Here is a 25,429-nt window from a genome sequence, read left to right on the forward strand (position 1 = left end):
CTCTTGGCGGCGGTATCCTGAGCGCGGGGAGAACGGCACACCGGGAAGGACCTGTCGATGACCGCCGCGCTGGAGAGCGACCACCCGCCGGAGCGCGGGTGGACGACCGACGATCTGGACGCGCTGCCGGAGGACGGTCGCCGCCGCGAACTGCTCGATGGAGTGCTGCTCATGTCCCCCTCCCCCACCCGGATCCACCAGAGCATCGCCGCCCTGCTCATGGTGGCTCTCGACGAGGACTGCCCCGACGGGTACGACGTGACCCAGGGGGTGGAGGTGCGCATCAACCGCACCCGCTCCTTCATTCCGGACGTCCTGGTCACCACCGCCACTGCTGCCGCGCGCGAACCGTCCCGGTACGAGCCGCACGAGGTGGTGCTCGCCGTGGAGATCGTCTCGCCCAGCACCCGGTCCATCGACCGGGTGCTCAAGCCGGCGCTCTACGCGCAGGCCGGGATCCCGTTCCACTGGCGGATCGAGATCGAGGACGAGGGCATCGTCGTCCACACCTACAAGATCGACCCGGTGCACGAGGTCTACACGGAGACCGGCCGGTGGACGAAGTTCGTCGACACCGGTGAGCCGTTCCCGGTGAACCTGCCGATCAGCCGGATCACGCCCCGCCGGGTGTGAGCGGGGGCAGCATCTCCACGCCCAGCTGCTGGAGCACCTGGAACAGCTCGTTCACGCTCCACACGTCCACGATCCGGCCGGCGTCGTCGAAGCGCAGGAACGTCGCGCCGGAATAGCTGACCACCCGGCCGGTCGGCGGCACCGGGCCGAACTGCCCGGCCTGGGTGCCGGCGGCCCGCCAGTGCACCGCGACCCGACCGGCGCCGGCCACCACCTCGACGATCTTGTAGCGCAGGTCGGGGAAGGACGCCCGCCGGTCCCGGTGCCAGGCGAGCGTCGCCTCCGGCCCGGTGCCACCCAGCCCGGGACAGTCCGGGGCCACCAGCTCGTACGCGCTCTCCTCGCGGCCGCCGTTCCACACGTCGGCGATGAAGCGTCGGGCCGCCGCCTCCACATCGGTCACGGCCGGCAGCCTATGCCCCCCGCTGCCCCGCTCGGCCTGCCGGGACCGGCCGGAGCGACCATGATGGGAGCGGAAGTCGACTCGGGAGGTGGGCGTGGCCGGCAGCAACGACGAGGTTCTCGACCGGACCGGCGGCAAGTACGTGGAACCGGGCGGCGAGTTCACCCGGGACCAGCGCTACATCGCCACCCGGATCACCGCCGACGCGCGGGACGGCTGGCCGGTGGAGCCGGGCCGCTACCGGCTGGCGGTCAGCCGGGCGTGCCCGTGGGCGAACCGGCTGATCATCGTCCGGCGCCTGCTCGGCCTGGAGGACGCCATCTCGATGGCCGTGGCCGGGCCCACCCACGACAAGCGGAGCTGGACGTTCGACCTGGACCCGGGCGGCCGGGACCCGGTGCTCGGCATCGAGCGGCTCGCCGACGCCTACTTCGCCCGCTTCCCCGGCTACGAGCGGGGCATCACCGTGCCGGCGCTGGTGGACGTGCCGACCGGGCAGGTGGTGACGAACGACTACGCGCAGATGAGCCTGGACCTGTCGACCGAGTGGACGGCCCACCACCGGCCGGGCGCGCCGCAGCTCTACCCGGAGCCGCTGCGCGCCGAGATCGACGAGGTCAACGCGAAGGTCTTCGCCGACGTCAACAACGGCGTCTACCGGTGCGGCTTCGCGGGCAGCCAGGAGGCGTACGAGCGGGCGTACCACCGGCTCTTCGACCGGCTGGACTGGCTGAGCGAGCGGCTGGCCGGGCAGCGCTACCTGGTCGGCGACACGATCACCGAGGCGGACGTGCGGCTGTTCACCACGCTGGTCCGCTTCGACCCGGTCTACCACGGCCACTTCAAGTGCAACCGGCAGAAGCTGAGCGAGATGCCGGTGCTGTGGGCGTACGCGCGGGACCTGTTCCAGACCCCGGGCTTCGGCGACACGATCGACTTCGACCACATCAAGCGGCACTACTACGAGGTCCACCGCGACATCAACCCGACCGGCATCGTGCCGCTCGGCCCCGACCTGAGCAACTGGCTCACCCCGCACGGCCGGGAGGACCTGGGCGGCCGCCCCTTCGGCGACGGCACTCCACCCCCGCCCCCCACCCCCGACGAGCGTGTGGACCCCGCACACACCCCGCTGCGCTGAGCCCTCTCCCTCGTCGATCTTGCACTTCGGGCCCCCGGTTCGTGCGTCTCGCACCTTTTGCCGGGGCAGGAAGTGCAAGATCGACGAGGGCGGGTGAGGGGGTTACAGGGCCAGGCGGACGGCGGCGGTGAGGACCAGCTGGGCCAGGGCCAGGGGGACCAGGACCAGCCAGCAGAGACGCTGGAGCTGGTCCTCGCGCAGCCGCGGGTAGCTCACCCGGAGCCAGATGATCACGAAGGCGACCGCGAACACCTTCAGCAGCGTCCACAGCCAGCCGAGCTGGGCGTCCGCGAACGGGCCCTGCCAACCGCCGAGGAAGAGCACCGTGGTCAGCGCCGCGATCACCACGATGCCGACGTACTCGGCGAGCAGGAAGAACGCGAAGCGCAGGCCGGTGTACTCGGTCATGTAGCCGAAGACCAGCTCGGAGTCGGCCACCGGCATGTCGAACGGCGGGCGGCGGATCTCGGCCAGCCCGGCGACGAAGAAGATCACCATGGCCGGCGCCTGCCAGAGCAGCCACCAGGGATGCCACGCCTCCACGATGCCGGGCAGGCTGAGCGTGCCCGCCGCCATCGCCACCGAGGCGGCGGCCAGCACCAGCGGCAGCTCGTAGCCGAGCAGCTGGGCGGCGCCGCGCAGCCCGCCGAGCAGGCTGTACTTGTTGGCCGACGCCCAGGCGGACATGAGCACCGCGAGCACGCCGATGCCCACCACCGCGAGCACGAAGAACAGGCCGATGTCCAGCGGCTGGGCGACCAGGTCACCCGGCCCGAGCGGGATGACCAGCAGGGCGAGCAGGTAGGGCACCAGGGCCACCGCCGGCGCGAGCCGGAACACCGGCCGGTCCGCCTCGCGCGGGGTGACGTCCTCCTTCTGCACGAACTTGATCCCGTCGGCCACCAGCTGCGCCCAGCCGTGGAAACCGCCGGCGTACATCGGGCCGAGCCGGCCCTGCATGTGGGCCATCACCTTGTGCTCGGCCTGGCCGACGATCAGCGGCAGGGTGAGGAACGCGACGAGCACGCCCACCACCCGCAGGACCAGCTCCAACCAGTCGGGCATCAGGACTCCCCCGCCGCGTCGGGCCGCGGTTCCTGGCGGGGCGGCCCGGTCGGCCGCTCCCCGGGCACGGGACGCCCGAGCGGCCCCGGCTCACCGGTCTCCGCCCCGGCCGGCTCCGCGCGGCCCGGTCGGGTCGCGGGCTCCTCGGTCTCCGCCCCGGCCGGCTCCGCGCCGCCCGGTCCGGTCGCGGCCTCCCCGGGAACCGGCCGCACCGGACGCTCAACCGCCGGACCCGCCGGACCCGCCGGACCCGCCGGACCCGCCGGACCCGCCGGGCGCTCCCCGGAAGAGGGACGTGCGGGACGTCCACCGGGGGCCGGGCGCGCCGGACGTTCCCGGGCCGGGCGGGCCGGCGTACCGCCGCGCGGGCCCTCGCCCGCCCCGGCCGCGCCGGCCGGGGTGGGCGTCGTCCCCCACTCCCCCGGCGCCGGCACGCCCGGCGGCCGGACCGGTCGCCGCCCGCCGCCGGCCTCCGACTCGCCCGGCTCCTTGGCCCCGGGCCACGGCTTGGCCACCCGGGACGCGAGCACGAACTCCTTGCGCAGCGGGTGCCCCTCGAACTCCGGCGGCAGCAGCAGCGGTCGCAGCTCGGCGTGCCCGGCGAAGTCGATGCCGAACATCTCGTGGGTCTCCCGCTCGTGCCAGTCGGCGCCGGGGAAGACGTCGACCACGGACGCCACGACCGGCGCCGCGCGGGGCACCCGGGTGCGCAGCAGCAGACCGTGCCGGTGCCGCACCGACCAGAGGTGCACCACCACGTCGAAGCCGTCGGCCAGCTCGTCCACCGCCGACAGCCAGTCGAGGAAGTCGAAGCCCAGCTCGGCGTCGTCGCGCGCCGCGCGCACCGCGTCGGCCCAGCTCGCCGGGGGTACGTCGACCGTGGCGCGGGCGTACCCCTGACCGCCGGAGACCGACGCGGCGGCCTCCACGGGCGCGAGCAGCGCGACCACCCGCCGGCCGACCTCTTCCGGAGTCATGCGCTGATCCTATGGCCGTCGGCTGCGGGCCGGGTCGGGCCGCCCGGCCCGGATCGTCGCTTTGCCGAGCGGACCGGCGCACGGCGGGGAAAGATGAGGACCGTGCGCGCTGTGACTGTGACCCCGGGCGTCCCCGACTCGCTCCGACTCACCGACGAGTGGCCCGAACCGGAGCCGGAGGAGGGCGCGATCCTGGTCGAGGCGCTGGCGGTGGGCGTCTGCGGCACCGACCACGAGATCATCGCCGGGGAGTACGGCGAGGCGCCGCCGGGACAGGAGCGGCTCGTGCTCGGGCACGAGTCGCTGGGCCGGGTGCTGGAGGACCCGACCGGCACGTTGCACCCGGGCGACCTGGTGGCCGGCGTGGTCCGCCACCCCGACCCGGTACCGTGCGCGAACTGCGCGGTGGACGAGTGGGACATGTGCCGCAACGGTCGGTACACCGAGCACGGCATCAAGGGGCTGCCCGGGTTCGCCCGGGACCGCTGGCGGCTGCAACCCAAGTTCGCCGTCGGCCTGGACGAGGCGCTGGCGTCGGTGGGCATGCTGCTGGAGCCGACCAGCGTGGTGGCGAAGGCCTGGGACCACATCGAGCGGATCGGCCGCCGGGCCGAGTGGAAGCCAAAGACCGCGCTGATCACCGGGGCCGGGCCGATCGGCCTGCTGGCCGCGCTGCTGGCCAGCCAGCGGGAGCTGTCCGTGCACGTGCTGGACCGCAACACCACCGGCCCGAAGCCGGACCTGGTCCGTGCGCTCGGCGCCACGTACCACACGTCGAGCGTCGCCGAGCTGGACCTGCAACCGGACGTGGTGGTCGAGTGCACCGGCGCGCCGCCGGTGGTGCTGGACGCGATGTGCAAGGCCGGCCCCACCGGCATCGTCTGCCTGACCGGCGTCTCCAGCGGCGGCCGGACCATCGACTTCGACGCGGGCGCCCTGAACCGGGAGCTGGTGCTGGAGAACAACGTCGTCTTCGGTTCGGTCAACGCCGGCCGCCGGCACTGGGACCTGGCCGCCCAGGCGCTCGCCCGGGCCGACCGGTCGTGGCTGAACTCGCTGATCACCCGCCGGGTGCCGGTCTCGGCCTACCGGGAGGCGTACGCCTCGACCGGCGAGGACATCAAGGTGGTGCTGGACTTCGCGCAGTGAGGCGGGGCGGGCGCCCCGCTCAGATGCCGGGCAGCCGGCCGTTGCGGAACAGGTCCACGAAGAGCTGGTGGTCCTCGCGGGCCCGGATCCCGTACCGGTGGGCGAAGTCGACCAGGTAGTCGACGAAGCCGTCGGCGTCCGCGTCGACCGCCGCGACGATCGAGTCCTCGGTCGAGTAGTCGACCAGGTCGTGGCTGGACTCGTCGTCGGCCACCGAGTGCATCCGGGCCACCGCGCGGCCCAGGTCGGTGAGCACCCCGCCCAGCTCCTCCGGCTCGTTGACGTCGGCCCAGTCGAGGTCCGCCGCGTACGGGGAGACCTCGGCGACGAGCTGCCCGGCGCCGTCCAGCTCGGTGAACCCCAGCCACGGGTCGGCGTGCGCCTGCAACGCCCGCTGCGACTCGGCGGTGCGGTGCCCCTGGTGCCGGAAGTACGACCGGACCCGCTCGTCGTCGATGTGCCGCGCCACGGCCGGCACCTGGGCCTGCTTCATGTAGATGACGACGTCGTTCTCCAGCGCCTGGGTGTGCCCCTCCAGCAGGAGGTTGTACGAGGGCAGCCCGGCCGAGCCGATGCCGACCCCCTTGCGCAGCACCACGTCCTTGATGGTGGTGGCCACCGGGCGCAGCCGGGAGGTCGACTCCGGCAGCGTGCCCAGGTAGTCCTCGAACGCGGCGCAGACCTTCTCCCGGGTCGCGGCGTCGATCTCGTACACGCCGTCGCCGAGGGAGAAGCGGCGCTCGTAGTTGTCGATCGTGGTCTGCGCGGCGAGCAGGTCCACCCGGGTGCTCAGCCGGGCCTGCTGGAGCACCCGACGCAGCACGCCGTCCGCGTTCTCCAGCGTGATCGAGCCGATCGCGTCGTCCCCACCGGCGGAGATGGCCCGCAGCTCGGCGAGGTAGGAGCGGGCGAAGCCGGTCACCAGCTCGCCGATCACCCGGTCGGAGAGCGCCTTGGCGTAACCGAGCAGCGCCACGCTCGCGGCCAGGCGCTTGAGGTCCCACGTGAACGGTCCGACGTACGCCTCGTCGAAGTCGTTGACGTTGAACACGAGCTGCCCGGAGGCGTTCATGTAGGTGCCGAAGTTCTCCGCGTGCAGGTCGCCGTGGATCCACACCCGGCTGGTCCGGTCGTCGAGGAACCGCTCGCTGGCGAAGTCGCCGAGCTGGTCGGCGTAGAAGAGCGAGGCGCTGCCCCGGTAGAAGGCGAACGGTGAGGCGGCCATCTTGCGGAACTTCCGGCGGAACGCCGCCGGGTCGATCGCCATGGACGCGCCGAACTCCTCGGTCAGCACGTCGACGATGAAGGCGGAACGCTTCTCCGCGGAGTCGGTCATGGTCCGCAGGCTAGTCCCGCTCCGCCACCCGGCGGTTCAGCCGACCGGGGGACGCACCGGGGGTGCGGTCAGCGCCTCCACCGGCCGCGGGACCGAGTCCGCCGGCGGGGCGAGCCGGTCGGGGCGGGGGACGCCGCCGACGCCGGACTCCTCGGCGGCGATCTTCTCCTGGAGGCGGAGGATGCCGTGCAGCAGCGCCTCCGGCCGCGGCGGGCAGCCGGGCACGTAGACGTCGACCGGGATGAGCTGGTCGACGCCCTTGGTCACCGAGTAGGAGTCCCAGTACGGGCCGCCGCAGTTCGAGCAGGCGCCGAACGAGATCACGTACTTCGGCTCCGGCATCTGGTCGTAGAGCCGCTTGACCGCCGGAGCCATCTTGTCGGTGACGGTGCCGCTGACCACCATGAGGTCGGCCTGCCGGGGGCCGTGGGCGAACGGGATCACGCCGAGCCGCATGAAGTCGTGCCGGCCCATGCTGGTCGCGATGAACTCGATCGCGCAGCAGGCCAGGCCGAAGTTGAACACCCAGAGCGAGTAGCGGCGGCCCCAGTTCAGCACGAACCGGATCGGCTCACCGAGCACGGCCGGCAGCTGCACGTCGGGCCTCCCTCCGCTGTCCCCGGACCGACAGTCAACCACAGCGTCCGGGCCGGAAGTCGGGGCCGGCGGCGGATTGCACGCTTTGCCCCTCGGGGCGACCGGTCGGCTCCCGCGCGAGTAGGTTCCCGGCCACGTGGCCGGCCGGTCGGCCGTCCACGACACGGGGAGGAACACCATGACCGTACGCATCCGACGGCGCGCCGGCCGTCGCCGCCACCCCGACCGTCGCCCCACCCACGCGGGGGCCGGGTCCGTGCGGGTGAGCCGGCTCGACTGACGCCGAGCGCGGAGTCCGCCGGCTACCGGGCGGCGGGCGGACGGCCGCCCCCGCCCTCGTCAGGGTCGACCGAGCGAGGGTCGCCACCGCTCCGCGCGCCCGGGCGGGGTACGGGGCCGACGGCCCGGCCGGCGGTGCCGGCCGGGCCGTAGAGACGGTCAGTTCCCCGCGACGCCGGGGCCGGGGCCGATCCCGGTCGGGCCGAGCCACGCGGTGATCACGGTCGGGCCGGGCCCGATCGGCAGCGGCACGGTCGGGCCGGGGCCGATCTTCGTCGGACCGATCCACCCGGCCAACGCCGACGGACCCGGACCGATCGGCAGCGGCACGGACGGGCCGGGCCCGATCGGCAGCGGCACGGACGGGCCGGGGCCGATGGCCAGTGCGACGGAGGGGCCGGGGCCGATCGCCGCCACGGCGCCGATGCCCAGGGCCAGGCCGGCCAGGCCGGTCGCGCCAACGAGTGTGATCTTCCGGATGTCCATGTCGTGTCCTCCCGTGTCGGTCGTTCCGTTGAGGAAGACGCTACGGATAGGAAAGATCCACATAAACCACCATTAATCTACAAACATAAATACTTACGATGGTTGTTGGGATTCCCGGAATGTGATCGCCGTCATACGCCCGGAGTTGTCCCCGACCGGACAGTCCCCGCCGGCGTCGACGCGGCAACCCCGCAACCCGGGCCGACGTCTGGGCGTGTGACCGGTGTGACCGCGCCGGCGCCGACGCCGTCCGCGTCGCCGAGCACGGGCGGACCGACGTCGGCCGCGCCGGACGGACGGATCACCCGGGCCCAACTGCTGGCCGCACGGCTCGACCTGCCGGCGTGGCCGCCGAGCGCGGTCTGCACGGCCGGGCCGACCCGGCTCGCCGCCAGCTACCGCAAGGAGGGCGACGTGCTCCTGGAGAAGCTCGCCCACGGGGACGTGGACGGCGACGGCGCGGTCGAGACGGTCGCCCTGCTCCGCTGCCAGATCTTCCAGCAGGGCCCGTCACAGGTGGTGGCGCTCGACCGGGATGCCGACGGCCGGATCGTCGTGCTCGGCCAGGTCACCCGGTCCGCGAGGACGGCGCCCGGGTGGTTGCTGGACACGCAGGTCACCGACCGGGGCACGGTTCGGGTGGAGATGGCGGACCGCTCACCCGGCGGAGGCTGGTCGCTGGACTGGTCGCAGCGTCAGCGCGGTTCCGGCCGACCTGGTCGAGCTGCACCTGCGGATGCAGGTGGGCACGGTCGCGGACGGTGGCGACTGGTCGGCCTGCCGGGACAGGGCGCCGCCGAAGGGACCGATCGTCTGCCGGTTCGGCCCGCTCGGCCCCGGCGCGGAACGGACCTTCCGCTTCGGACTCCGCAACACCAACAGCGCCAGCGGCACCGGCGTCGCCGAGGTGTCGCCGGTCGGCACCGACGCCGACCCGCTGCTGGACCAGGACCAGGACCAGGACCACGAGGACCGCTACACGTACCGCTGAACCACTGTCGGATCTCACCCAGAAAGAGCGCAACCTTCCCGATGAACACTCGCACCGAACGCCGACTGGCCGGCGTCGTGCTCGGCGGTGGCGCCGCGTTGCTGGCGCTCGCCGCTCCGGCCGCCGCCGCCAGCTCCGCCGCCGACGGCTCGGTGGGCCGGCTGGTGATCGAACCGGCGAACCGCGGCTACCACGGCAACCTGCCGGCGCCCGTGGGCGCCGGCCGGACGTCGTCGGGTCACCAGGCCGGGCGCTGGAGCAGCCCGACGAACTCCGCCAGCAGCCGCTCCCGCACCGGCGCCGGGGCGGCGTCGAGCAGCGTGTTGACCAGCGCCATCCGGTCCGGCGCGCCGGCGCCACCGCCCAGGCCGAGCCCCTCGGCCAGCCCGGCGACCAGCTCCGGGGTGAGCGCCTCCGGGGTGAGGCCGCCGGCCAGCGCCAGCAGGTCCGGCGGCAGCGCGACCGGCCCGGCGGCGCGAGCCGCGGCGACCGCGTCGGCCAGCGCCGGGCCGAACTCGGCCACCCGTGGCGCCACCGCGGCGGTCACCGTGAGGTGCACGCTGGCCGGCAGGTCGGCGTACCGGAGCTGGGGTTGGGTGTGCCAGCCCCGCGCGGTCAGCTCGTCCACCAGCAGGAACAGGTCGAGCGTGGGGTCCTCGGCGGTGAAGCAGACCACCGTGGACTCCGGTTCCGCCATCAACCGCAGGCCGTCGGTCGCCCGCACCGCCGCGGCCAGCCCGGCGACCGCGTCCCGGGTCGACGCCGCCAGCCGCAGGTAGCCGTCCTCGCCGAGATGGCGGAGCGTCGCGTACGCGGCGGCGATCGGTCCGCCGGAGCGGGTGGAGGCGATCACCGGGTTGACCATCGTGTAGCCGGGCCAGTCGGCGTACGCGAAGTACTGCGGGGAGCGCAGCGCCGCGTCCCGGTGCAGCAGCACCGACACCCCCTTCGGGGCGTACGCGTACTTGTGCAGGTCGACCGAGATCGAGGTGACCCCGGGCACGGCGAAGTCGAACGGCGGCACCGGCGCGCCGAGCCGGCGCAGCCAGGGCAGCGCCCAGCCGCCGAAGCAGGCGTCCACGTGGCAGCGGACGCCGGCTCCCGCCGCGACGGCGGCGATCTCCGCGACCGGGTCGACCACGCCGTGCGCGTAGGACGGGGCGGACGCGACGACCAGCACGGTCTCCGGGCGGATCGCGGCGGCCACGTCGGCCCCGGCCGGACGCAGCGTCACCGGGTCGACCGGCACCCGGTCCAGCGCCACCCGCAGGTAGTGCGCCGCCTTGGCGAACGCGGCGTGCGCGCTGGCCGGCACCACGATCCGCGGCTCGGCGAGGTCGGGACGGGCGTCGCGGGCCGCCTTGACCGCGAGCAGCAGCGACTCGGTGCCGCCGCCGGTGACGCTGCCGACCACGTCCGGCGCGTCCGTGCCCGGGCCGCCGCCGAGCAGCCGGGCGGCGGCGGCGACCAGCGCGTTCTCCATCGCCAGCAGCGACGGGAAGGCGGTCGGGTCAAGGCCGTTGACGTGCGCGCTCTCCGCGTACGCGGCCTGGGCCAGCTCGTCCAGCCCGGCCACGCCCGGGTCGTAGACGTAGGCGAAGAGCCGCCCACCGTGCGTGGGTCGGTCGCCGGCCCGCAGCGCCCGGATCTCGTCCAGCACCCGCGGCGCGGGCATCCCCTCGGCGGGCAGCGCGCCCGCACCTGCCGTGTCGGTCATCGGTCTCCGGTGTTCCTCTCGTGACGGTCCGCGGCGGCGGGTGGGACGTGGTGGCTCACGCGCGCACGGTCGGCGGGACGGCGCCGGACGCGCCGGTCAGGTGCGCGGGGGTCAGCGTGTAGCCGCGCAAAAGCACCACCGGGGCGGCGACGAGCAGGGCCGGCAGCACGGTGAAGCCGAGCAGCACGCCGAGCCGGGCGCTGGCCGGCTGGGCCGCCGCCACCCCGGTCGACGACGAGACGTAGCCGGAGAGCTGGAGCACCAGGCCGTAGATGCCCGGCCCCAGGGCCAGTCCGAACGTCTCCCCGGCGGTCCACAGCCCGGTGAACACCCCGGCCTGCCGCCGCCCGGTGCGCGCGGTGTCGTAGGCGATGCAGTCCGGCAGCATGGCCAGCGCGAAGACCTGCTGGCCGGCGTACCCGACGCCGATCACCGCCACCACCGCGTACGCTCCGGCGGCCGGCAGCGCGGGCGCGGCCACCAGGGTGAGCGCCCCGGCGGCGAAGAGCAGCGACGCGGCGACCAACGACGCCCGCTTGCCGAGCCGGGCGCCGGCCCGGCTCCAGAGCGGCATGACCAGCAGCGCCGGCGCGACGAAGCAGGCGAAGAGCAGCGTCGGGCCGCTGTCCGGCGCGCGCAGCACCTGGTCGGCGAAGTACTTGACGCCGGCCAGCACGGTGGCCACCCCGGCGGACTGGATCACGAAACAGATCAGCAGCACCCGGAACGGCCGGTTGCGGCCGGCGACCGCGAGCTGCGCACGCAGGCTCGGCTCGCTCTCCCCCACCGTCGCGGCCGGGGCGGACCGGGTGCCGAGGAACGCGCCGACCGCGCCGGCCACGATCAGCGCGGCCACGAACAGGCCCATCCAGCGGTGGCCCGGCAGGCCGTCGCCGCCCGCGGCGACCACCGCCGGGGCCACCGCACCGGAGACCAGGATGGCCAGTGCCAGCACCGCGATCCGCCAGGTCATGAGGCGGGTACGCTCCGCCGGGTCGGCGGTCAGCTCGGCCGGCATGGCCACGTAGGGCACCTGGAAGAACGCGAAGGCGGTCGCGGCGGCCAGGAAGGCGAGCGCGACGTACCCGGCGGCGGCCGGACCGTTCCCGAACGGCGCGGCGAAGATCGCGGCGAACAGCACCGCCAGGGCGAGCCCACCGCCGAGCAGGTAGGGCCGGCGGGCGCCCCAGCGGGAGCGGGTCCGGTCGGAGATCCGCCCGGCCACCGGGTTGACCAGCACGTCCCACGCCTTCGGCAGGAGCACCAGCAGCGCGGCCAGCCCGGCCGCCACGCCCAGGGTGTCGGTGAGGTACGGCAGCAGGAGCAGCCCGGGCACGGTGCCGAACGCGCCGGTGGCCAGGGAGCCCAGCGCGTATCCGAGGTGCACCCGGCGGGGCAGGCCCGAAGCTGTCATGGAGCCGAATGCTACTCACGTTATGGTCGCGGTCACATCCCCTCCTCCGGCGACCAGGCGGCCGCCGCCAGGTCCACCCGGTCCCCGCGCAACGGGCAGCCCTCCGCGCGCAGCCGGGCCCGGGCCTCCCGCTCGTGTCCCGGCGGGAGCCGGCCGGCCGCGTTCACCACCCGGTGCCACGGCACCCCGCCACCGTGCCGGGCCATGATCGAGCCGACCAGCCGCGCCGACGCCCGCCCGGAGCGCTCCGCCAGCGCGTCGGCCACCGCCCCGTAGGACATGGCCCGGCCCGGCGGGATCCGCTCGACCAGCGTCAGCACCGCCTCGACGTATTCGTCAGGTGTCACGAGCTGCCACGATATGGGAACGCGCCACGGTCCCTCCGGGCGCAGCGCGCAGAATGGTCGGGTGCGTGAAGCAGTCACCTCGGCCCGCCGGATCGTGGTCAAGATCGGTTCGTCCTCGCTGACCACCGCGACGGGCGGGCTGGACGACGCCCGGGTCGACGCGCTCGTCGACACGCTCGGCGCGCTCGCCGCCGCCGGTCGCGAGGTCGTGCTGGTCTCCTCCGGCGCGATCGCCGCCGGCCTCGCGCCGCTGCGGCTGCCCCGGCGCCCGCGCGACCTGGCCACCCAGCAGGCCGCCGCCAGCGTCGGCCAGGGCCTGCTCATCGGGCGGTACGCGGCCGCGTTCGCCCGGCACGGGCACACCGTCGGGCAGGTGCTGCTCACCGTCGACGACGTGACCCGGCGGGCGCACTACCGCAACGCGTACCGGACCCTGCGCAAACTGCTCGACCTGCGGGCCGTGCCGATCGTCAACGAGAACGACACGGTGGCGACCGAGGAGATCCGGTTCGGCGACAACGACCGCCTCGCCGCGCTGGTCGCCGCGCTGGTCGACGCCGACCTGCTGGTGCTGCTCTCCGACGTCGACGCGCTCTGGACCGGCGACCCCGCCCGCGCGGGCAGCACCCGCATCACCGAGGTGCGCGGCGAGGGTGACCTGGCCGGCGTCGACGTGGGTGGGGCCGGCCGGGCCGGGGTGGGCACCGGCGGCATGGTGACCAAGGTCGAGGCGGCGCGGATCGCCACCGGCTTCGGGATCCCGGTGGTGCTCACCGCCGCGCCGCTGGCCGGGGCGGCGCTGGCCGGCGAGCCCGTCGGCACCTACTTCCACCCGAGCGCCCGGCGGCCCGCCGCCCGGCTCTTCTGGCTGGCGCACGCCACCGCGCCCCGCGGCCGGCTCCACCTCGACCCCGGCGCGGTGCAGGCCGTGGTCGGCCGGCGCAAGTCGCTGCTGCCGGCCGGGATCACCGCGGTGGACGGCGCGTTCACCGCCGGCGACCCGGTGGACCTGGTCGACACCGCCGGCGCGCCGGTGGCCCGGGGCCTGGTCAACTACGACGCGGTGGAACTGCCCGGCCTGCTCGGGCGCTCCACCTCGGAGCTGGCCGCGGCGCTCGGCCCGGCCTACGAACGTGAGGTCGTCCACCGCGACGACCTCGTTTTGCTGTAAGCAGGGGCCCCTTGTTAACGCATTCTGCATAACAAGGGGCCCCTCCTAACACCTGAGGAGCGCAGATGAGCGTCGTCGAGCAGGCCCGCCGGGCCCGGGACGCGGCGGAGGTCCTGGCCACGGCCACCCGTACGGTCAAGGACGCCGCGCTGCACGCGATGGCCGACGCGCTCGTGGCGCGTACCCCGGAGATCCTGGCGGCGAACGCGACGGACCTGGCGGCCGGGCGCGACGCCGGGTTGTCCGCGGCCGTGCTGGACCGGCTCGCCCTCGACGGGGGCCGGGTGGCCGCCATCGCCGACGCGCTGCGCGAGATGGCCGCGCTGCCCGACCCGGTCGGTGCGGTGGTGCGCGGCTCGACCCTGCCGAACGGGCTGGAGCTGCGTCAGGTCCGGGTGCCGTTCGGGGTGGTCGGCATCGTCTACGAGGGCCGGCCTAACGTGACCGTCGACGCCGCCGGCATCTGCCTGAAGTCGGGCAACGCGGCGCTGCTGCGCGGCTCCTCCTCGGCGGCGCACTCCAACGCCGCCCTGGTCGAGGTGCTCCGCGACGCGGTCGCCGGCGCCGGCCTGCCGGCGGACGCGGTGCAACTGCTCGACTCCTCCTCGCGCGACTCGGTCAAGGAGCTGATGCGCGCCCGGGGCCTGGTCGACGTGCTGATCCCGCGCGGTGGCGCGTCGCTGATCCGCGCCGTGGTCGAGGAGTCGACGGTGCCGGTGATCGAGACCGGCGTGGGCAACTGCCACGTGTACGTGGACGCCGCCGCCGACCTCGACAAGGCGCTGGCGGTCACGCTGAACGCCAAGACGCAGCGGCTGTCCACCTGCAACACGGCCGAGTCGCTGCTGGTCCACCGCGCCGTCGCGGACGTCTTCCTGCCGGTCGTGCTGGCCGCCTTCGCCGAGGCCGGCGTGACCGTCCACGGCACCCCCGAGGTCGCCGCGCACTCCGCCGGGGTGGTCGCGGCGACCGACGAGGACTTCGCCACCGAATACCTCTCGGCCGACATCTCGGTCGCCGTGGTCGACTCCCTGGACGACGCGGTCGCGCACATCCGCCGGTACGGCACCGGCCACACCGAGGCCATCGTCACCGACTCGCAGCGGACGGCCCGGGAGTTCGTGGCCCGGGTGGACGCCGCCGCGGTCATGGTCAACGCGTCGACCCGCTTCACCGACGGCGGCGAGTTCGGCTTCGGCGCCGAGATCGGCATCTCGACGCAGAAGCTGCACGCCCGCGGGCCGATGGGCCTGCCGGAGCTGACCAGCACCAAGTACGTGGTCACCGGCGACGGCCACGTCCGCTGATCCGCCCACGGCTCCGCGTCCGCCCGCCCACGTCCTCGTCACCCACCACACCTCGCACGAGATCTTGGAAGGAAACGGCCCTCAGAAGGGCCACTTCCTTCCAAGATCCGGCGCGCGGTCCGGCGTGGGGCATTGTCGCGGCGCCCCTTCCCGGAACTCCCGCACTCCCGCCCGCCTTTTCGTCGATCTTGGCGTTGTGGCACCTCGGACAACGGGGTCAATCCGACATGCTGGGCGCCACAACTCCATGATCGACGGGCGGCGCGGGTGAGACCGGGTGCCCGGCGAGCGAAGCGGGGGCCGAGACGGGGAGCGAGGTCGGATCTGCGACGAGGGCCGGGGGCGAACCTGGAACGAAGCCTGTGTGCAGGTCGGGCGCGGCACCGGAGGACCTGTCGGGGGCGGAACGCGGGGCGTGGGCGGAGGACGCGTCGGGGGCGGTACGCGGGGCCGGCGCGGCCGGCAGCGCGACGATGCGCGGCACCACGAACGGCGCGCCGGACACCGGCGCCTCGGGGGCGCTCGGGCGGCAGGCCCGGATCGCGCGCAGCGTGGTGTGCACGTCGAACTGGTGGCCGTCGTCGCTGTCCCAGCCGCCGTCGCTGCGCTGGGTCTCGGCCAACCGCCGCCGCGCCGACACCAGCAGCCACTGCTCCTCGCCCACCTCCACCCGCCGCAGCGTGGCGGCGAGCCAGGCCACGTCGGCCGGGGACATGCCGGGGATCCGGTCGGCGAGCACGGCCTGGATCCGGGCCGACTCGTAGTACATCTGCTGGCGGTGCAGCACGGCCGCGGCCAGCCAGCCGGCCGGCAGGAACGACGGCCAGCTCCCGTCCGCCGCGAGCCGCCCGGCCAGCGCCTGGGCCGCCGCCTGGACCACCCCGGCGTACGCCCCGCCGACGCGGTGGTCGAGCGGGCCGGCGGCGCGGGCGTCGAGCCCGGCCACGGTGAGCCAGAACCCGGCGTTCGCGGTCAGGTAGAACCGGGCCTCGGGATCGCCGGGCGTGGCCCACTCCGGCGCGAACCCGGCCAGCGACGGGTGCTCGTCCCAGCCCCCGTCGGCGAGCTGGCGGACGGCCAGCCAGTCGAGCGCGTGTCGGGCGGCGGGACGGCCGAGCGCGCCCAGGTCGTCCAGCTCGGACAGCCGGAAGCAGGTTGCGTCGACGGACGCCACCTCGCCGTCGAGCACGGCGGGCCAGCCGCCGCCGACGGCCTGGCCGGACTCCGCCGCGTCGAGCAGTTCCGGCGGCACCGGCGCGCCGGTGCGCAGCCGCGACAACCGGGCGCGGTCCACCGCGTCCCCGTGCGCCACGACGAACCCGATCGCCGCTTCCAGATCCACCACGCAGGCGACGCTACCTGCGCCGACGCGGTTACGCCTCGGTAGCTCGGTCAGAGGTGGCCCGGCCCACCGGTGACACGCCGAGGGCCCTTCCGGCGCACCGGAAGGGCCCTCGGGACATCGACGTCAGTACGCGGGCAGCGACGGGTCGATCTGCTTGACCCAGGACAGCACACCGCCCTGCACGTGCACGGCGTCCTTGAACCCGGCCGCCTTGAGCGCGGCGAGCGCCTCGGCGGACCGGACGCCCGACTTGCAGTGCAGCACGATCTGCCGGTCCTGCGGGAGCTTCGCCAGCGCCTCGCCGGAGATGATCTCGCCCTTGGGGATCAGCGTCGAGCCGGGGATCCGGACGATCTCGTACTCGGCGGGTTCGCGGACGTCGACCAGGAAGATGTCCTTGCCGGCGTCCTGCCACTCCTTCAGCTCCAGGGCGGTGATGGTCGAGTCGACCACCGCCTCCTGGGCCTCCTCGGAGACCGCGCCGCAGAAGTCCTCGTAGTCCTCCAGCAGGTCGGTGACCGTGGGGTTCTCGCCGCAGAGCGCGCAGTTCGGGTCCTTGCGGACCTTGATCTTGCGGTAGCTCATCTCCAGGGCGTCGTAGACCATGAGCCGGCCGACCAGCGGCTCGCCGATGCCGGCGAGCAGCTTGATCGCCTCGTTGACCTGGATCGACCCGATGGACGCGCAGAGCACGCCGAGCACGCCGCCCTCGGCGCAGGAGGGGACCATGCCGGGCGGCGGCGGCTCCGGGTAGAGGCAGCGGTAGCAGGGGCCGTGCTCGGCCCAGAACACCGACGCCTGGCCGTCGAAGCGGTAGATCGAACCCCAGACGTACGGCTTGCCGAGCAGCACGGCCGCGTCGTTGACCATGTAGCGGGTGGCGAAGTTGTCGGTGCCGTCGACGATCAGGTCGTAGCGGGAGAAGATGTCCCGCACGTTCTCCCGGTCCAGCGCGGTGTTGTGGATCTCCACGTTGACCAGCGGGTTGATCTCCCGGATCGAGGCCGCGGCGGACTCGGCCTTGGACCGGCCGACGTCGGAGACGCCGTGGATGATCTGGCGCTGGAGGTTCGACTCGTCGACGGTGTCGAAGTCGATGATGCCGAGCGTGCCGACGCCGGCGGCGGCGAGGTACATCAGCGCGGGCGAGCCGAGACCGCCGGCGCCGACGCAGAGCACCCGGGCGTTCTTCAGCCGCTTCTGCCCCTCGACCCCGACGTCCGGGATGATCAGGTGGCGCGAGTAGCGGCGGATCTCGTCTACGGTCAGCTCGGCGGCGGGCTCGACGAGCGGGGGCAACGACACGGTGGACTCCCCGGGATCGGCGGTGGGACCGCGCCATTGTCGCTCGCCCGGGTGGGGATCGGCCATGATGAGGGACACTTGGCCCGAACTGCGGGACCGGGAATAACTCAGACGCCGTCGGTCGGCTCGCCGTCGTAGCGGACCCCGTCGACGTACGGCCAGGCGTTGGGCACGCAGCCGTCCAGCCCGTACGTCTGCTGTTGCATCACCGGCGCGGGGGCGCCGGGCGCGGGACAGGCCTGGTGCAGCTCGCCGAACTCGTGGCCGACCTCGTGGTTGACCACGTAGGTCCGGTAGACCTCCAGCGGGGCGCCGTAGTCGGGGACCGCCGACATCCAGCGGGCCAGGTTGAGGATCACCCGGCCGGGCAGCCGGCAGGACGTGTACCGCTCGGTGCGCAGCCCGCCCTCGGCGCACATCCGCTCCGAGGTGGCCGGGGTAGCCAGGTAGACGGTGAAGTCGGCGGCGGCCGCCTCGGGCACCCGCTGCACCCGCAACTCCCCGGAGGCGATCCAGCTGCGCGGGTCGCCGAGCACCGCGTCCACGGTGGCGGCGAACTCGTCGGCGTCCTGACCCGTACCCTGCTCGACCTCGACCCGGTAGCGGCGCAGCGGGCCGGCCTGGCCGCGTACCTCCGATCGGCCCTCGGCCACGGCGAAGGTGCCGGGACCGGCGGTGGGATAGCCGGTCGGGGCCGCCGGGATCTCGGCCTCGGCGCCCTGGGCGAGCGGCGGCACGGCGGCGAGCGGGACCCGCTCGGTGCGCGGCGGCTCGCTCAGTCGGGTGATCCCCAGGGCGCCGCCGCCGGCCGCGAGCATCATGGTCAGCAGCAGCACCGACCGCCGCCGGCGGCGGCGCATCCGGCGCAGGCCGGGTCGTTCGGGCGCGGCAGGCGGGTCGTAAGGGGACGACGACGTCATGCCACCAGCGTGCCACGCAATTCGGGCATTTAGCTGCTTTTGCGGCGCAAGCCGCGAGAATCCCTCACGACCGCGTTCAGAGCGCCGGACCGGTGTACCGCTTCCCGCCCAGGTACGGCCACGGGTTCGGCCGGCACCCGTCGAGGAACAGGGTCTGCTGCTGCATCACCGGCGCCGGCCGGCCCGCACCCGGACAGGCCTCGTGGTGGTGCCCCAACTGGTGCCCCACCTCGTGGTTGACCACGTAGAGCCGGTAGGCGTCGAGCGGCATCCGCGCGGCCACCAGGTGCGGGGCGGACGTGCGCCACCGGTCCAGGTTGATCACGACCTTGCCCGGCACCCGGCACGACGTGTACGGCACCCCGCCCTTGCGGATGTCGATCCCACCCGCCCCGCACAGCCGGCCCGCCGTGTCCCGGGTGGCCAGATAGATCGTGAAGTCGTACCGCTCCCCCGGGGCGACCCGCTGCAACCGCAACCGGCCGCCGTCCACCCAGCTCCCCGGCCCGGCCAGGGCCCGCTGCACCGCCCCACCGAAGGCGCGGACGTCCTCGCCGGAGCCGTTCTCCACCGCCACCCGGAACCGGCGCAGCGTCCCGGCCGTCCCGAGCACGCCGCTGGTCCGGTCGTCGTAGCCGAAGCTGCCCCGGCCGTGCGCCGGCACCGGGCCGGGCAGAGCCAGCACGGACGCCGCCGGTGAGCTGGGCGCCGGGGACGGCGACGGGGAGACGCTCGGCGGCGGGGCCGGCACGGGCGGTGCCGGCGGCTGGGCCGCGAACCCGTCCGTGACCAGCACCTCGGCCCCGGCCGACGGAAGTTGCAACGCGACCCCGACACCGACCGCGGCAGCGGCGGCGAAGGCGCAGACCACGACGGCGGAACGCCATCGGCGGGCAGGAGACGTGGACCGCGCGGCACGCGGACGGCGGGAGCTGGGCATCCGGCTCAGACTGCCACGTCGCGCCCGGTTCCGCTCTCCTCCGTTCCGGTGACCATGGCCCTGGCCTGCGCTTCCGTCCCGTTCGGGGCCGGCGTGGCGGCCTCGGCCAGCAGCGCCAGCACCGCCCGCGCCACGGTCCGGGGCACCTCCAGCTGGGCCACGTGACCGACGCCGTCGAGCAGCAGCAGCCGACTGTCCGGGATCACCCGGGCGGCCTGCGGCGCGACCCGCACGTCGACCAGGCGGTCCTGCCGGCCACCCACCACCAGCGTGGGCACCCGCACCGCCGCGGCCTGCCGCCAGAGCGCGCCGGCCCCCGGCAGGTACGACCGCAGGAAGCTGCCCACCAGGCCCCGGAACGTCCGGACGTACGCGGCGGCGTAGTGGGCCGCCTCGTACCGGATCCGGATCTCGTCGATCGCTTCCTGCCGGCGCTGCTCGCTGATCCGGGTCAGGTCCGCGACGCACGACTCCATCACCTGCTGGGCCATCACCTCCGGGGCGAGCTGGGCCAGCCGCCAGGCGGCCAACCGCTCACCCCGGGGGATGGCCAGCAACGGCAGCATCCGCCCCTGCAACGAACGCCGGAAGTCCAGGAACGGCAGCGCGGGCGAGATCAGCGTGAGCGTCCGGACCAGGTCCGGCCGGAGGGCGGCCACCCGCACCGCGACGGCGCCGCCGAGCGAGTTGCCGAACAGGTGCACCGGGCCCCGGTCGCTGTGCTCGATCCAGCTCACCACCCGGTCGGCGAACGCCGGGATGGTGTAGCGCCGCCCGGGCTCGCTGCGCCCGAACCCGGGCAGGTCGATCGCCTGGCCGTCGAGCCGCCCCGCGAGCAGGCCGGCCAGGTCGGTCCAGTTCTGCGCCGAGCCGCCGAGACCGTGCACGTAGAGGGCCGGCTCGGCGCCGGGCGCGGTGGCCGGGGTGTCCCGGACGTGGACGAGCGTCCCGTCGAGACGGACGTGCCGACCCGGCCACGGCGGCGGGACGTGGTGCGCGGGAAGGACATGGTCCGGCCAGAGTTCGGCGCGTTTCATGGTTCCAGTCTTCCCCGCCCCGGCCCGACCGCACACCGCGACCGGGCTGTCAGGCGAGCAACGCCTCCAACCGCCGGTTCACCGCGGCGAGGGTGGCCCGGACCACCGCCTGCCGGGGGTCGCCCGCGACCAGCGCCGACCCGGCCAACTGCTCCACCCAGCCGTCGCAGACCAGCAGCACCACCACGGTCGCCACCTCGCAGTTGCCGAACGGCACCACGGCGGCGTGCTCGACGAAGCACCGCCCGCGCTCACCGGCCGGGACGACCCGGCCGAGCAGCTCGTCCACCGCGGCGGCCGCGGCCACCGCGCAGAGCCGGAGCACGTACCCGTCGACGGCCGGCCCGGTCGCGTGCCCCTCGGCCGTGCGGTCGCCGGCGATCAGGCGCACCTCGGTGGTCGCGTCCAGCCCGAACGTGCTCACCAGGACGTGCTCGATCACCACCCGGGGACCCGGGACGCCGCCGGTGTCCAGCGGTCGCGACGGCGCGGTCTCCGTCGTGGTCATCTGCCCACCGGCGTACGAGGTGCCCAGCGTGACCGGGCTGCCGGTGGACATGCCGGTCGGCGCGGCCGCCAGCGACGTCTCCTCCACCGTGGCCCGACCCCGGTGGGCGGCCTGCCGGCGACGGCGGGGCGGCTCGTCGCCGTCCGCGGGCACGTCGGCCGGCCGGCCGGCACGCGACTCCACCCCGCCGAACCGGCCCTCGCCGGACCGGTTCTCGGCGGGCCGGTTGGCGGCGGGTCGCACCACGCCGGTACGCGCCGACGTGTCGTCCTCGGTCGGCCCGGACGGCACCGCACCCGGCTCGTCGACGGGCCGGGACTGCGGCGTGACGGACCGGGGGTCGGCCGTCGGGACCGACCGGCCCTCGGCGACGCGCGCCGCGGCGGACCGCCGGCGGACCGGCGGCGGCGGCAGGGCCGGCGCGCCGGGCAGGTTCTGCGGGGCGGCGGCCAGGCCCATCCGTTCCTGGAGCAGGCGGGCCACCACCCGGCTCACCTCGGCCGGGTCCGCGCCGTCGGCCAGGTCGAGCCGGAGGCTGTGCGCGCCGGCGGGGGTACGCCGGAGCGCGGCGTCCCGGACGCCGGCCACCTCACGGACCGCGTCGAGGATGGCGTTGACGTCGAAGCCCTCCGGCCGCTCGCGCAGCGGCGCGGGCTCGTCGTCGCGCCGCAGGTGGGTGGCGATACGGGCGAGTTCGGGAGTCTCGGCGGACGGTTCCACGGCTGGCGGCTCCGGCACGACGGGCACGTCCGGCTCGGCGGGGACGCGCTGCGGCAGCACCGCCGGGGGCGACTCCGCCGACCGGGGCTCGGCGACCGCGTCGGCGGCCGGCACCGGCTCGGGGGCGGACCGGCGGGCCGCGTAGGGAGGTGCGCTCGTCGGGTGGGGCGCGGGGTCGAAGCGCGTCGTCCCACTGGTGGCGGGGACGGCGGAGACCGGCCGGGTGGTGGCCGGTGCGACGGACTGCTCGGACCCGGCCGGCGGTTGCCGGGGGTCGGCGGGGGGCTCGCCGGCGGCACGCGGGGACGGCACGGGAGCCGGTCCGGCGGACGGCGGCGCGGCGGGCGCGGAGAGGTAGCCGGCGAACGGCTCACCGGCCGGCGCGGGCGCGTAACTCGCGGACGGCGGGCCGGACGGCGCCGACGGGTGGGGTGGACCGGCCGGCGCGGGCGCGTACGCCGCGGACGGCGGGCCGGTGGGCGCCTCCCGGGAGGCCGGCGGGGCGCTGGTCGGCTCGGCGGGCGCGGACCCGCCGAACGGGGTCACCGGCACCGGCGGGCCGGCCCAGGAGGGGCGCTCGGCGGACGGCTCGTAGCCCGGCCGCGGCTCCGGTTCGGACCGGGGCAGGCGGAACGGCCGGGTCGGCTCGGGGTGCGCCGGTTCCGGGCCGGCGGACGGCTCCGCGCGCACCGGCTCGTACGGGCGGACCGGCTCGGGGCGGGGCGGTTCGTAGCCGACGGGCGGCTCGACGCCGGCCGGCGCGTACGGCCGCACCGGCTCGGGCGCCCACTCGGCCGCGCGGTCCTCCCGGGCGGCGCGACGGCCGACCGGCTCGTCGTCCCGTGCCGGGCGCTCGGCGGGCTCGTCGTCCCGTGCCGCCCGCCGCCCGACCGGCTCGTCGGCGCGGGCCCACGGCGGGGCCCAGCCGTCGCCCCAGCTCGGCCTGTTCCAGGACGGGCCGGACCAGTCCGGCTCGCCGACCGGGCCCGCGCCCGGGTCGTCGGGCACTGCGCCCCGGTGCTCGGTCGGGCCCCGGTGCTCGGCGGCGCCCGGGTGATCGGCGGCGGCCCGGTGGTCGGACGCGCCCGGGTGCTCGGCGGCGGCCCGCGGCTCGGCGGCCGGTCCCCGCCCCTCGGCGGGTCGGTGCTCGGCCGGGTGGCGGGGCGGCTGCTCGGCCGGGTCGCGGGGCGACTGCTCGGCCCGACCGGGATCGGCGACCGACGGCTGCCCGGGGGCCCGGTCGGCCCAACCCCGGGAGAGCGACGGGGCCGGCTCGGTGGTGGGCGCGTGGAAGCCCGGGGGCACCTCGAAACCGGAGGCGGCGGCCCCGACCGGCGGCACCTGGAGGGCCGGGGGCGCGGAGGTCGGGCCGCCCTCGGGCCAGCGGGGGAGCCGGCCGGCGGACGTCTCGTCCGAGGCGTGCCGGGAGCCGGCGGAGTCGACCCCGGGCGGCTGCTGCTCGATCGCGGGCGCCGGGCGGGGCGCCGGCACGGCCAGCCGGTCACCGTCGGTCTCCCGGGGTGGCTCGCCGCCCACCGGCGGGGCGCTCACCGGCGCCTGGCGGGTCACGGGCGGCTCCTCCCCCGGGTGGCGCACGCCGTTGACGTGTCGCCCGTTGAGCCGGGCCGGCGACTCCTCGGTCGCGGGTTGGCCGGGCGGGGCCGGCAGGTCACCGTGCCTCGGCGAGGAGGCGGCCCAACTGCCGCCGAGGTCGCCGTAGGGCCAGCCACCGGGCGCGGGCGCGCCCCGGGACCAGCCGTTCGCCGGGGGCGCCCATCCGCCGCCGGTGCGGGCCGGGTCGTCGTGCTGGCCCGTCCCGTCGCCGTGCTCTCCCGGGGTGGCGGCTCCGGGTTGCCCTGTTTCACTCACCGCGCGCTCCTTGGTCGCCCCCGCTGAGGCTACCGTGTGGTGACAGTGGCGATAAGTTACAGCGGCGGGCCAATTCCGCGACGGGTTCACGAACCCGGACCGGTTCGGGTGATACGTGCCGGCTCGTACGCAGATACTCGGAGGTTCCCATGACCGCAGTGGGGAACGGTGCACAGACCGCCGGCCGGCCCACCCGCCTGCCCCGCTCGGCGCGCCGCAAGCAGCTGCTCGCCGCTGCTCAGGAGGTGTTCGTCGCGCAGGGCTACCACGCCGCCGCGATGGACGACATCGCCGAGCGGGCCGGTGTCTCCAAGCCCGTTCTCTACCAGCACTTCCCCGGGAAGATGGAGCTCTACCTGGCGCTGCTGGACACGCACTGTGACGCCATCGTCGCGAAGGTGCACGACGCGATGCGCGGCACCAACGACAACAAGGAGCGCGTCGGCGCGGCGGTGCGGGCCTACTTCGACTTCGTCGACCACGAGAGCGAGGCGTTCCGGCTCGTCTTCGAGTCCGACCTGCGCAACGACCCGGCCGTGCGGCAGCGGGTGGAGCGGGTCGAGCAGGGCTGCATCGCGGCGATCACCGACACCATCATCTCGGACACCGGGGTCAGCCGGTTCCACGCCGAACTGCTGGCGTCCGGGCTGGTCGGCGCGGCCGAGACGGCCGCCCAGTTCTGGCTGGCGGGCGGCCGCCAGGTGCCCAAGGCGGAGGCCGAGGCGCTGGTCGCGGCGCTGTCCTGGCGTGGCATCGCCAGCTTCCCGCTGCAAGGTGAGTCAGCCTGAACATCGGGCCGCCGGATCGGATAGCCTTCCCACGGTGGCTTTTTCGCCCCAGTTGAGGAGGCACAGTGGAGGTCAAGATCGGCGTGCAGTACGCGCCGCGGGAGCTGGTCCTGGAGAGCGCGCAGTCGCCGGCCGAGATCGAGCAGATCGTGACCGACGCCTTCGCCAAGAGTGAGGGCACGCTCTCCCTGACCGACGAGAAGGGCCGGCGGGTCATCGTGCCGGTCGGCAAGGTCGCCTACGTCGAGATCGCGGAGGCCTCGCCCCGCGCGGTCGGGTTCACCGTCCGCTGATCCCCGGCGCACCGGTCGCCGTGGCGGGTGCGCCCGCCGCGGCGACTCAGTTGTTCAGCCCGGCGGCCACCATCCGCGCGGTGTGCGCCTCGGTGAGCCGCCGCAGCAGCGTCGACACGTCCCCACCGGCCCGCCCGATCAGCGCGGCGAGCGCCCTCCGGTCGTCGGCGGCGGCGACCCGCCGGGCCTGGGACAGCGCCTCGCCGAGCAGCCGCCGCGCCCAGATCGAGAGCCGGCCGGCCATCCGCGGGTCGGCCTCGATCGCGACGCGTATCTCGGCCGCGGCGAACTCGGCGTACCGCGAGTCGTGCAGCACGTCGAGGAGCAGCGCCCGGTCCGGCCCGTCCAGCCCGCCGGCGATCTCGCGCAGGAAGTCGTCGGTGATCGCGTCCCCCACGTACGCCTTGGTCACCGCCTCCGGCCAGTCCCGCGGCTCGGTCGAGTCGTGGTAGGCCCGCAGCGCGTCGACGTAGGGGGCCATCGCCTCCTCCGGGGTCACACCCAGGGCGCCGAGCCGGTCGGCGAGCCAGCGGTAGTGCGCGATCTCGGCCGCGGCCATCTCGCTGAGCGCGGCCCGGCGGCGCAGGTCGGGGGCGAGGCGGGCGTCGGCGGCGAGGCGGTCGAAGGCGAGCAGCTCGCCGTACGCCACGAGGCCGAACAGGTCGGTGACGGCGGGGTCGGGGGCGGACAC

At 75.1% G+C, this 25,429-nt stretch carries 22 protein-coding genes and 2 pseudogenes; 8 read left to right on the top strand and 16 right to left on the bottom strand.

Annotation, left to right across the window (positions count from 1 at the left end; translation table 11 throughout):
* The first annotated feature begins 57 nt into the window (after positions 1-57).
* On the top strand, positions 58-633 hold the full coding sequence (locus ACN27B_RS06060) for a Uma2 family endonuclease (RefSeq protein WP_099163618.1): 576 nt from the start codon (positions 58-60) through the stop codon (positions 631-633).
* On the opposite strand, the gene ACN27B_RS06065 is transcribed toward ACN27B_RS06060, so the two are convergent.
* Entirely contained in the window at positions 614-1,036 is a 423-nt protein-coding gene (locus ACN27B_RS06065; RefSeq protein ID WP_099163617.1) for an ester cyclase, read from the bottom strand. The two genes, ACN27B_RS06060 and ACN27B_RS06065, sit on opposite strands and share 20 nt — an antisense overlap.
* A gap of 88 nt (positions 1,037-1,124) precedes the next feature.
* On the opposite strand from ACN27B_RS06065, the gene ACN27B_RS06070 reads away from it, so the two are divergent.
* Positions 1,125-2,177, top strand: coding sequence for a glutathione S-transferase family protein (locus ACN27B_RS06070; protein WP_422743841.1), 1,053 nt, complete (start codon positions 1,125-1,127; stop codon positions 2,175-2,177).
* A gap of 102 nt (positions 2,178-2,279) precedes the next feature.
* On the opposite strand, the gene nuoH is transcribed toward ACN27B_RS06070, so the two are convergent.
* Positions 2,280-3,242 (bottom strand): NADH-quinone oxidoreductase subunit NuoH, encoded by a 963-nt coding sequence (gene nuoH, locus ACN27B_RS06075; RefSeq protein WP_091569914.1) that lies wholly within the window; start codon positions 3,240-3,242, stop codon positions 2,280-2,282.
* Between the two features lie 377 nt (positions 3,243-3,619).
* Positions 3,620-4,219, bottom strand: a pseudogene (locus tag ACN27B_RS06080) (NADH-quinone oxidoreductase subunit C); the annotation flags it as partial.
* A 102-nt stretch (positions 4,220-4,321) separates the two neighbouring features.
* On the opposite strand from ACN27B_RS06080, the gene ACN27B_RS06085 reads away from it, so the two are divergent.
* Entirely contained in the window at positions 4,322-5,368 is a 1,047-nt protein-coding gene (locus ACN27B_RS06085) for a glucose 1-dehydrogenase (protein WP_172967914.1), read from the top strand.
* 19 nt (positions 5,369-5,387) lie between these two features.
* On the opposite strand, the gene ACN27B_RS06090 is transcribed toward ACN27B_RS06085, so the two are convergent.
* From ACN27B_RS06090 to ACN27B_RS06100, 3 genes are all read right to left on the bottom strand, one after another.
* A complete protein-coding gene (locus ACN27B_RS06090; RefSeq protein WP_099163613.1) occupies positions 5,388-6,704 on the bottom strand; it encodes a DUF2252 domain-containing protein in 1,317 nt (438 codons plus the stop codon).
* Between the two features lie 36 nt (positions 6,705-6,740).
* Positions 6,741-7,301 (bottom strand): NADH-quinone oxidoreductase subunit B, encoded by a 561-nt coding sequence (locus ACN27B_RS06095; RefSeq protein ID WP_091569900.1) that lies wholly within the window; start codon positions 7,299-7,301, stop codon positions 6,741-6,743.
* A 438-nt stretch (positions 7,302-7,739) separates the two neighbouring features.
* Positions 7,740-8,066: a hypothetical protein gene (locus ACN27B_RS06100; protein ID WP_099163612.1), complete on the bottom strand. Its 327-nt coding sequence runs from the start codon at positions 8,064-8,066 to the stop codon at positions 7,740-7,742.
* 736 nt (positions 8,067-8,802) lie between these two features.
* Here ACN27B_RS06100 and ACN27B_RS06105 point away from each other — a divergent pair.
* Positions 8,803-9,057 carry a hypothetical protein gene (locus tag ACN27B_RS06105; RefSeq protein WP_099163611.1) on the top strand — a complete coding sequence of 85 codons (255 nt, stop codon included), beginning with the start codon at positions 8,803-8,805 and terminating at the stop codon, positions 9,055-9,057.
* Between the two features lie 238 nt (positions 9,058-9,295).
* Here the strand turns inward: ACN27B_RS06105 and ACN27B_RS06110 are convergent, their stop codons facing one another.
* Genes ACN27B_RS06110 through ACN27B_RS06120 form a run of 3 tightly spaced genes read right to left on the bottom strand, consistent with a single transcriptional unit; the run spans position 9,296 to position 12,535 of the window.
* Positions 9,296-10,774, bottom strand: coding sequence for a pyridoxal phosphate-dependent decarboxylase family protein (locus tag ACN27B_RS06110; protein WP_099163610.1), 1,479 nt, complete (start codon positions 10,772-10,774; stop codon positions 9,296-9,298).
* 55 nt (positions 10,775-10,829) lie between these two features.
* Positions 10,830-12,188, bottom strand: a complete 1,359-nt coding sequence (locus tag ACN27B_RS06115) for an MFS transporter (protein WP_422743845.1) — start codon at positions 12,186-12,188, stop codon at positions 10,830-10,832.
* Positions 12,189-12,220: 32 nt separating this feature from the next.
* Entirely contained in the window at positions 12,221-12,535 is a 315-nt protein-coding gene (locus ACN27B_RS06120) for an MGMT family protein (RefSeq protein ID WP_091569870.1), read from the bottom strand.
* A 13-nt stretch (positions 12,536-12,548) separates the two neighbouring features.
* Here ACN27B_RS06120 and proB point away from each other — a divergent pair, with 13 nt between their 5' ends.
* Positions 12,549-13,706 (top strand): glutamate 5-kinase, encoded by a 1,158-nt coding sequence (gene proB, locus ACN27B_RS06125; protein ID WP_099163608.1) that lies wholly within the window; start codon positions 12,549-12,551, stop codon positions 13,704-13,706.
* Between the two features lie 65 nt (positions 13,707-13,771).
* A complete protein-coding gene (locus ACN27B_RS06130; protein ID WP_396824031.1) occupies positions 13,772-15,013 on the top strand; it encodes a glutamate-5-semialdehyde dehydrogenase in 1,242 nt (413 codons plus the stop codon).
* Positions 15,014-15,539: 526 nt separating this feature from the next.
* Here the strand turns inward: ACN27B_RS06130 and ACN27B_RS06135 are convergent.
* The 6 genes and pseudogenes from ACN27B_RS06135 to ACN27B_RS06160 all read right to left on the bottom strand — a co-directional run.
* A pseudogene (locus ACN27B_RS06135) lies at positions 15,540-16,409 on the bottom strand (hypothetical protein); the annotation flags it as partial.
* 72 nt (positions 16,410-16,481) lie between these two features.
* Complete coding sequence (gene moeZ / locus ACN27B_RS06140; RefSeq protein ID WP_176558987.1) at positions 16,482-17,729, bottom strand: adenylyltransferase/sulfurtransferase MoeZ; 1,248 nt, start codon at positions 17,727-17,729, stop codon at positions 16,482-16,484.
* A gap of 41 nt (positions 17,730-17,770) precedes the next feature.
* Positions 17,771-18,583: a DUF3152 domain-containing protein gene (locus ACN27B_RS06145; RefSeq protein WP_099163605.1), complete on the bottom strand. Its 813-nt coding sequence runs from the start codon at positions 18,581-18,583 to the stop codon at positions 17,771-17,773.
* A 76-nt stretch (positions 18,584-18,659) separates the two neighbouring features.
* Positions 18,660-19,523 carry a DUF3152 domain-containing protein gene (locus tag ACN27B_RS06150; RefSeq protein ID WP_422743848.1) on the bottom strand — a complete coding sequence of 288 codons (864 nt, stop codon included), beginning with the start codon at positions 19,521-19,523 and terminating at the stop codon, positions 18,660-18,662.
* Between the two features lie 5 nt (positions 19,524-19,528).
* Positions 19,529-20,560 (bottom strand): alpha/beta fold hydrolase, encoded by a 1,032-nt coding sequence (locus ACN27B_RS06155; RefSeq protein ID WP_099163603.1) that lies wholly within the window; start codon positions 20,558-20,560, stop codon positions 19,529-19,531.
* 49 nt (positions 20,561-20,609) lie between these two features.
* Positions 20,610-23,657 carry a hypothetical protein gene (locus tag ACN27B_RS06160; protein ID WP_422743850.1) on the bottom strand — a complete coding sequence of 1,016 codons (3,048 nt, stop codon included), beginning with the start codon at positions 23,655-23,657 and terminating at the stop codon, positions 20,610-20,612.
* A 149-nt stretch (positions 23,658-23,806) separates the two neighbouring features.
* Here ACN27B_RS06160 and ACN27B_RS06165 point away from each other — a divergent pair, with 149 nt between their 5' ends.
* Together ACN27B_RS06165 and ACN27B_RS06170 are read left to right on the top strand one after the other, a co-directional pair.
* Positions 23,807-24,445: a TetR/AcrR family transcriptional regulator gene (locus tag ACN27B_RS06165; RefSeq protein ID WP_091569618.1), complete on the top strand. Its 639-nt coding sequence runs from the start codon at positions 23,807-23,809 to the stop codon at positions 24,443-24,445.
* 65 nt (positions 24,446-24,510) lie between these two features.
* Positions 24,511-24,738, top strand: coding sequence for a DUF3107 domain-containing protein (locus ACN27B_RS06170; RefSeq protein WP_013288692.1), 228 nt, complete (start codon positions 24,511-24,513; stop codon positions 24,736-24,738).
* A 46-nt stretch (positions 24,739-24,784) separates the two neighbouring features.
* Here ACN27B_RS06170 and ACN27B_RS06175 read toward each other — a convergent pair whose 3' ends face one another.
* Positions 24,785-25,429, bottom strand: a complete 645-nt coding sequence (locus ACN27B_RS06175) for a ferritin-like fold-containing protein (protein WP_099163601.1) — start codon at positions 25,427-25,429, stop codon at positions 24,785-24,787.

Source organism: Micromonospora sp. WMMD754 (assembly GCF_049315235.1).
In the GTDB taxonomy this organism is placed as follows: domain Bacteria; phylum Actinomycetota; class Actinomycetes; order Mycobacteriales; family Micromonosporaceae; genus Micromonospora; species Micromonospora sediminicola.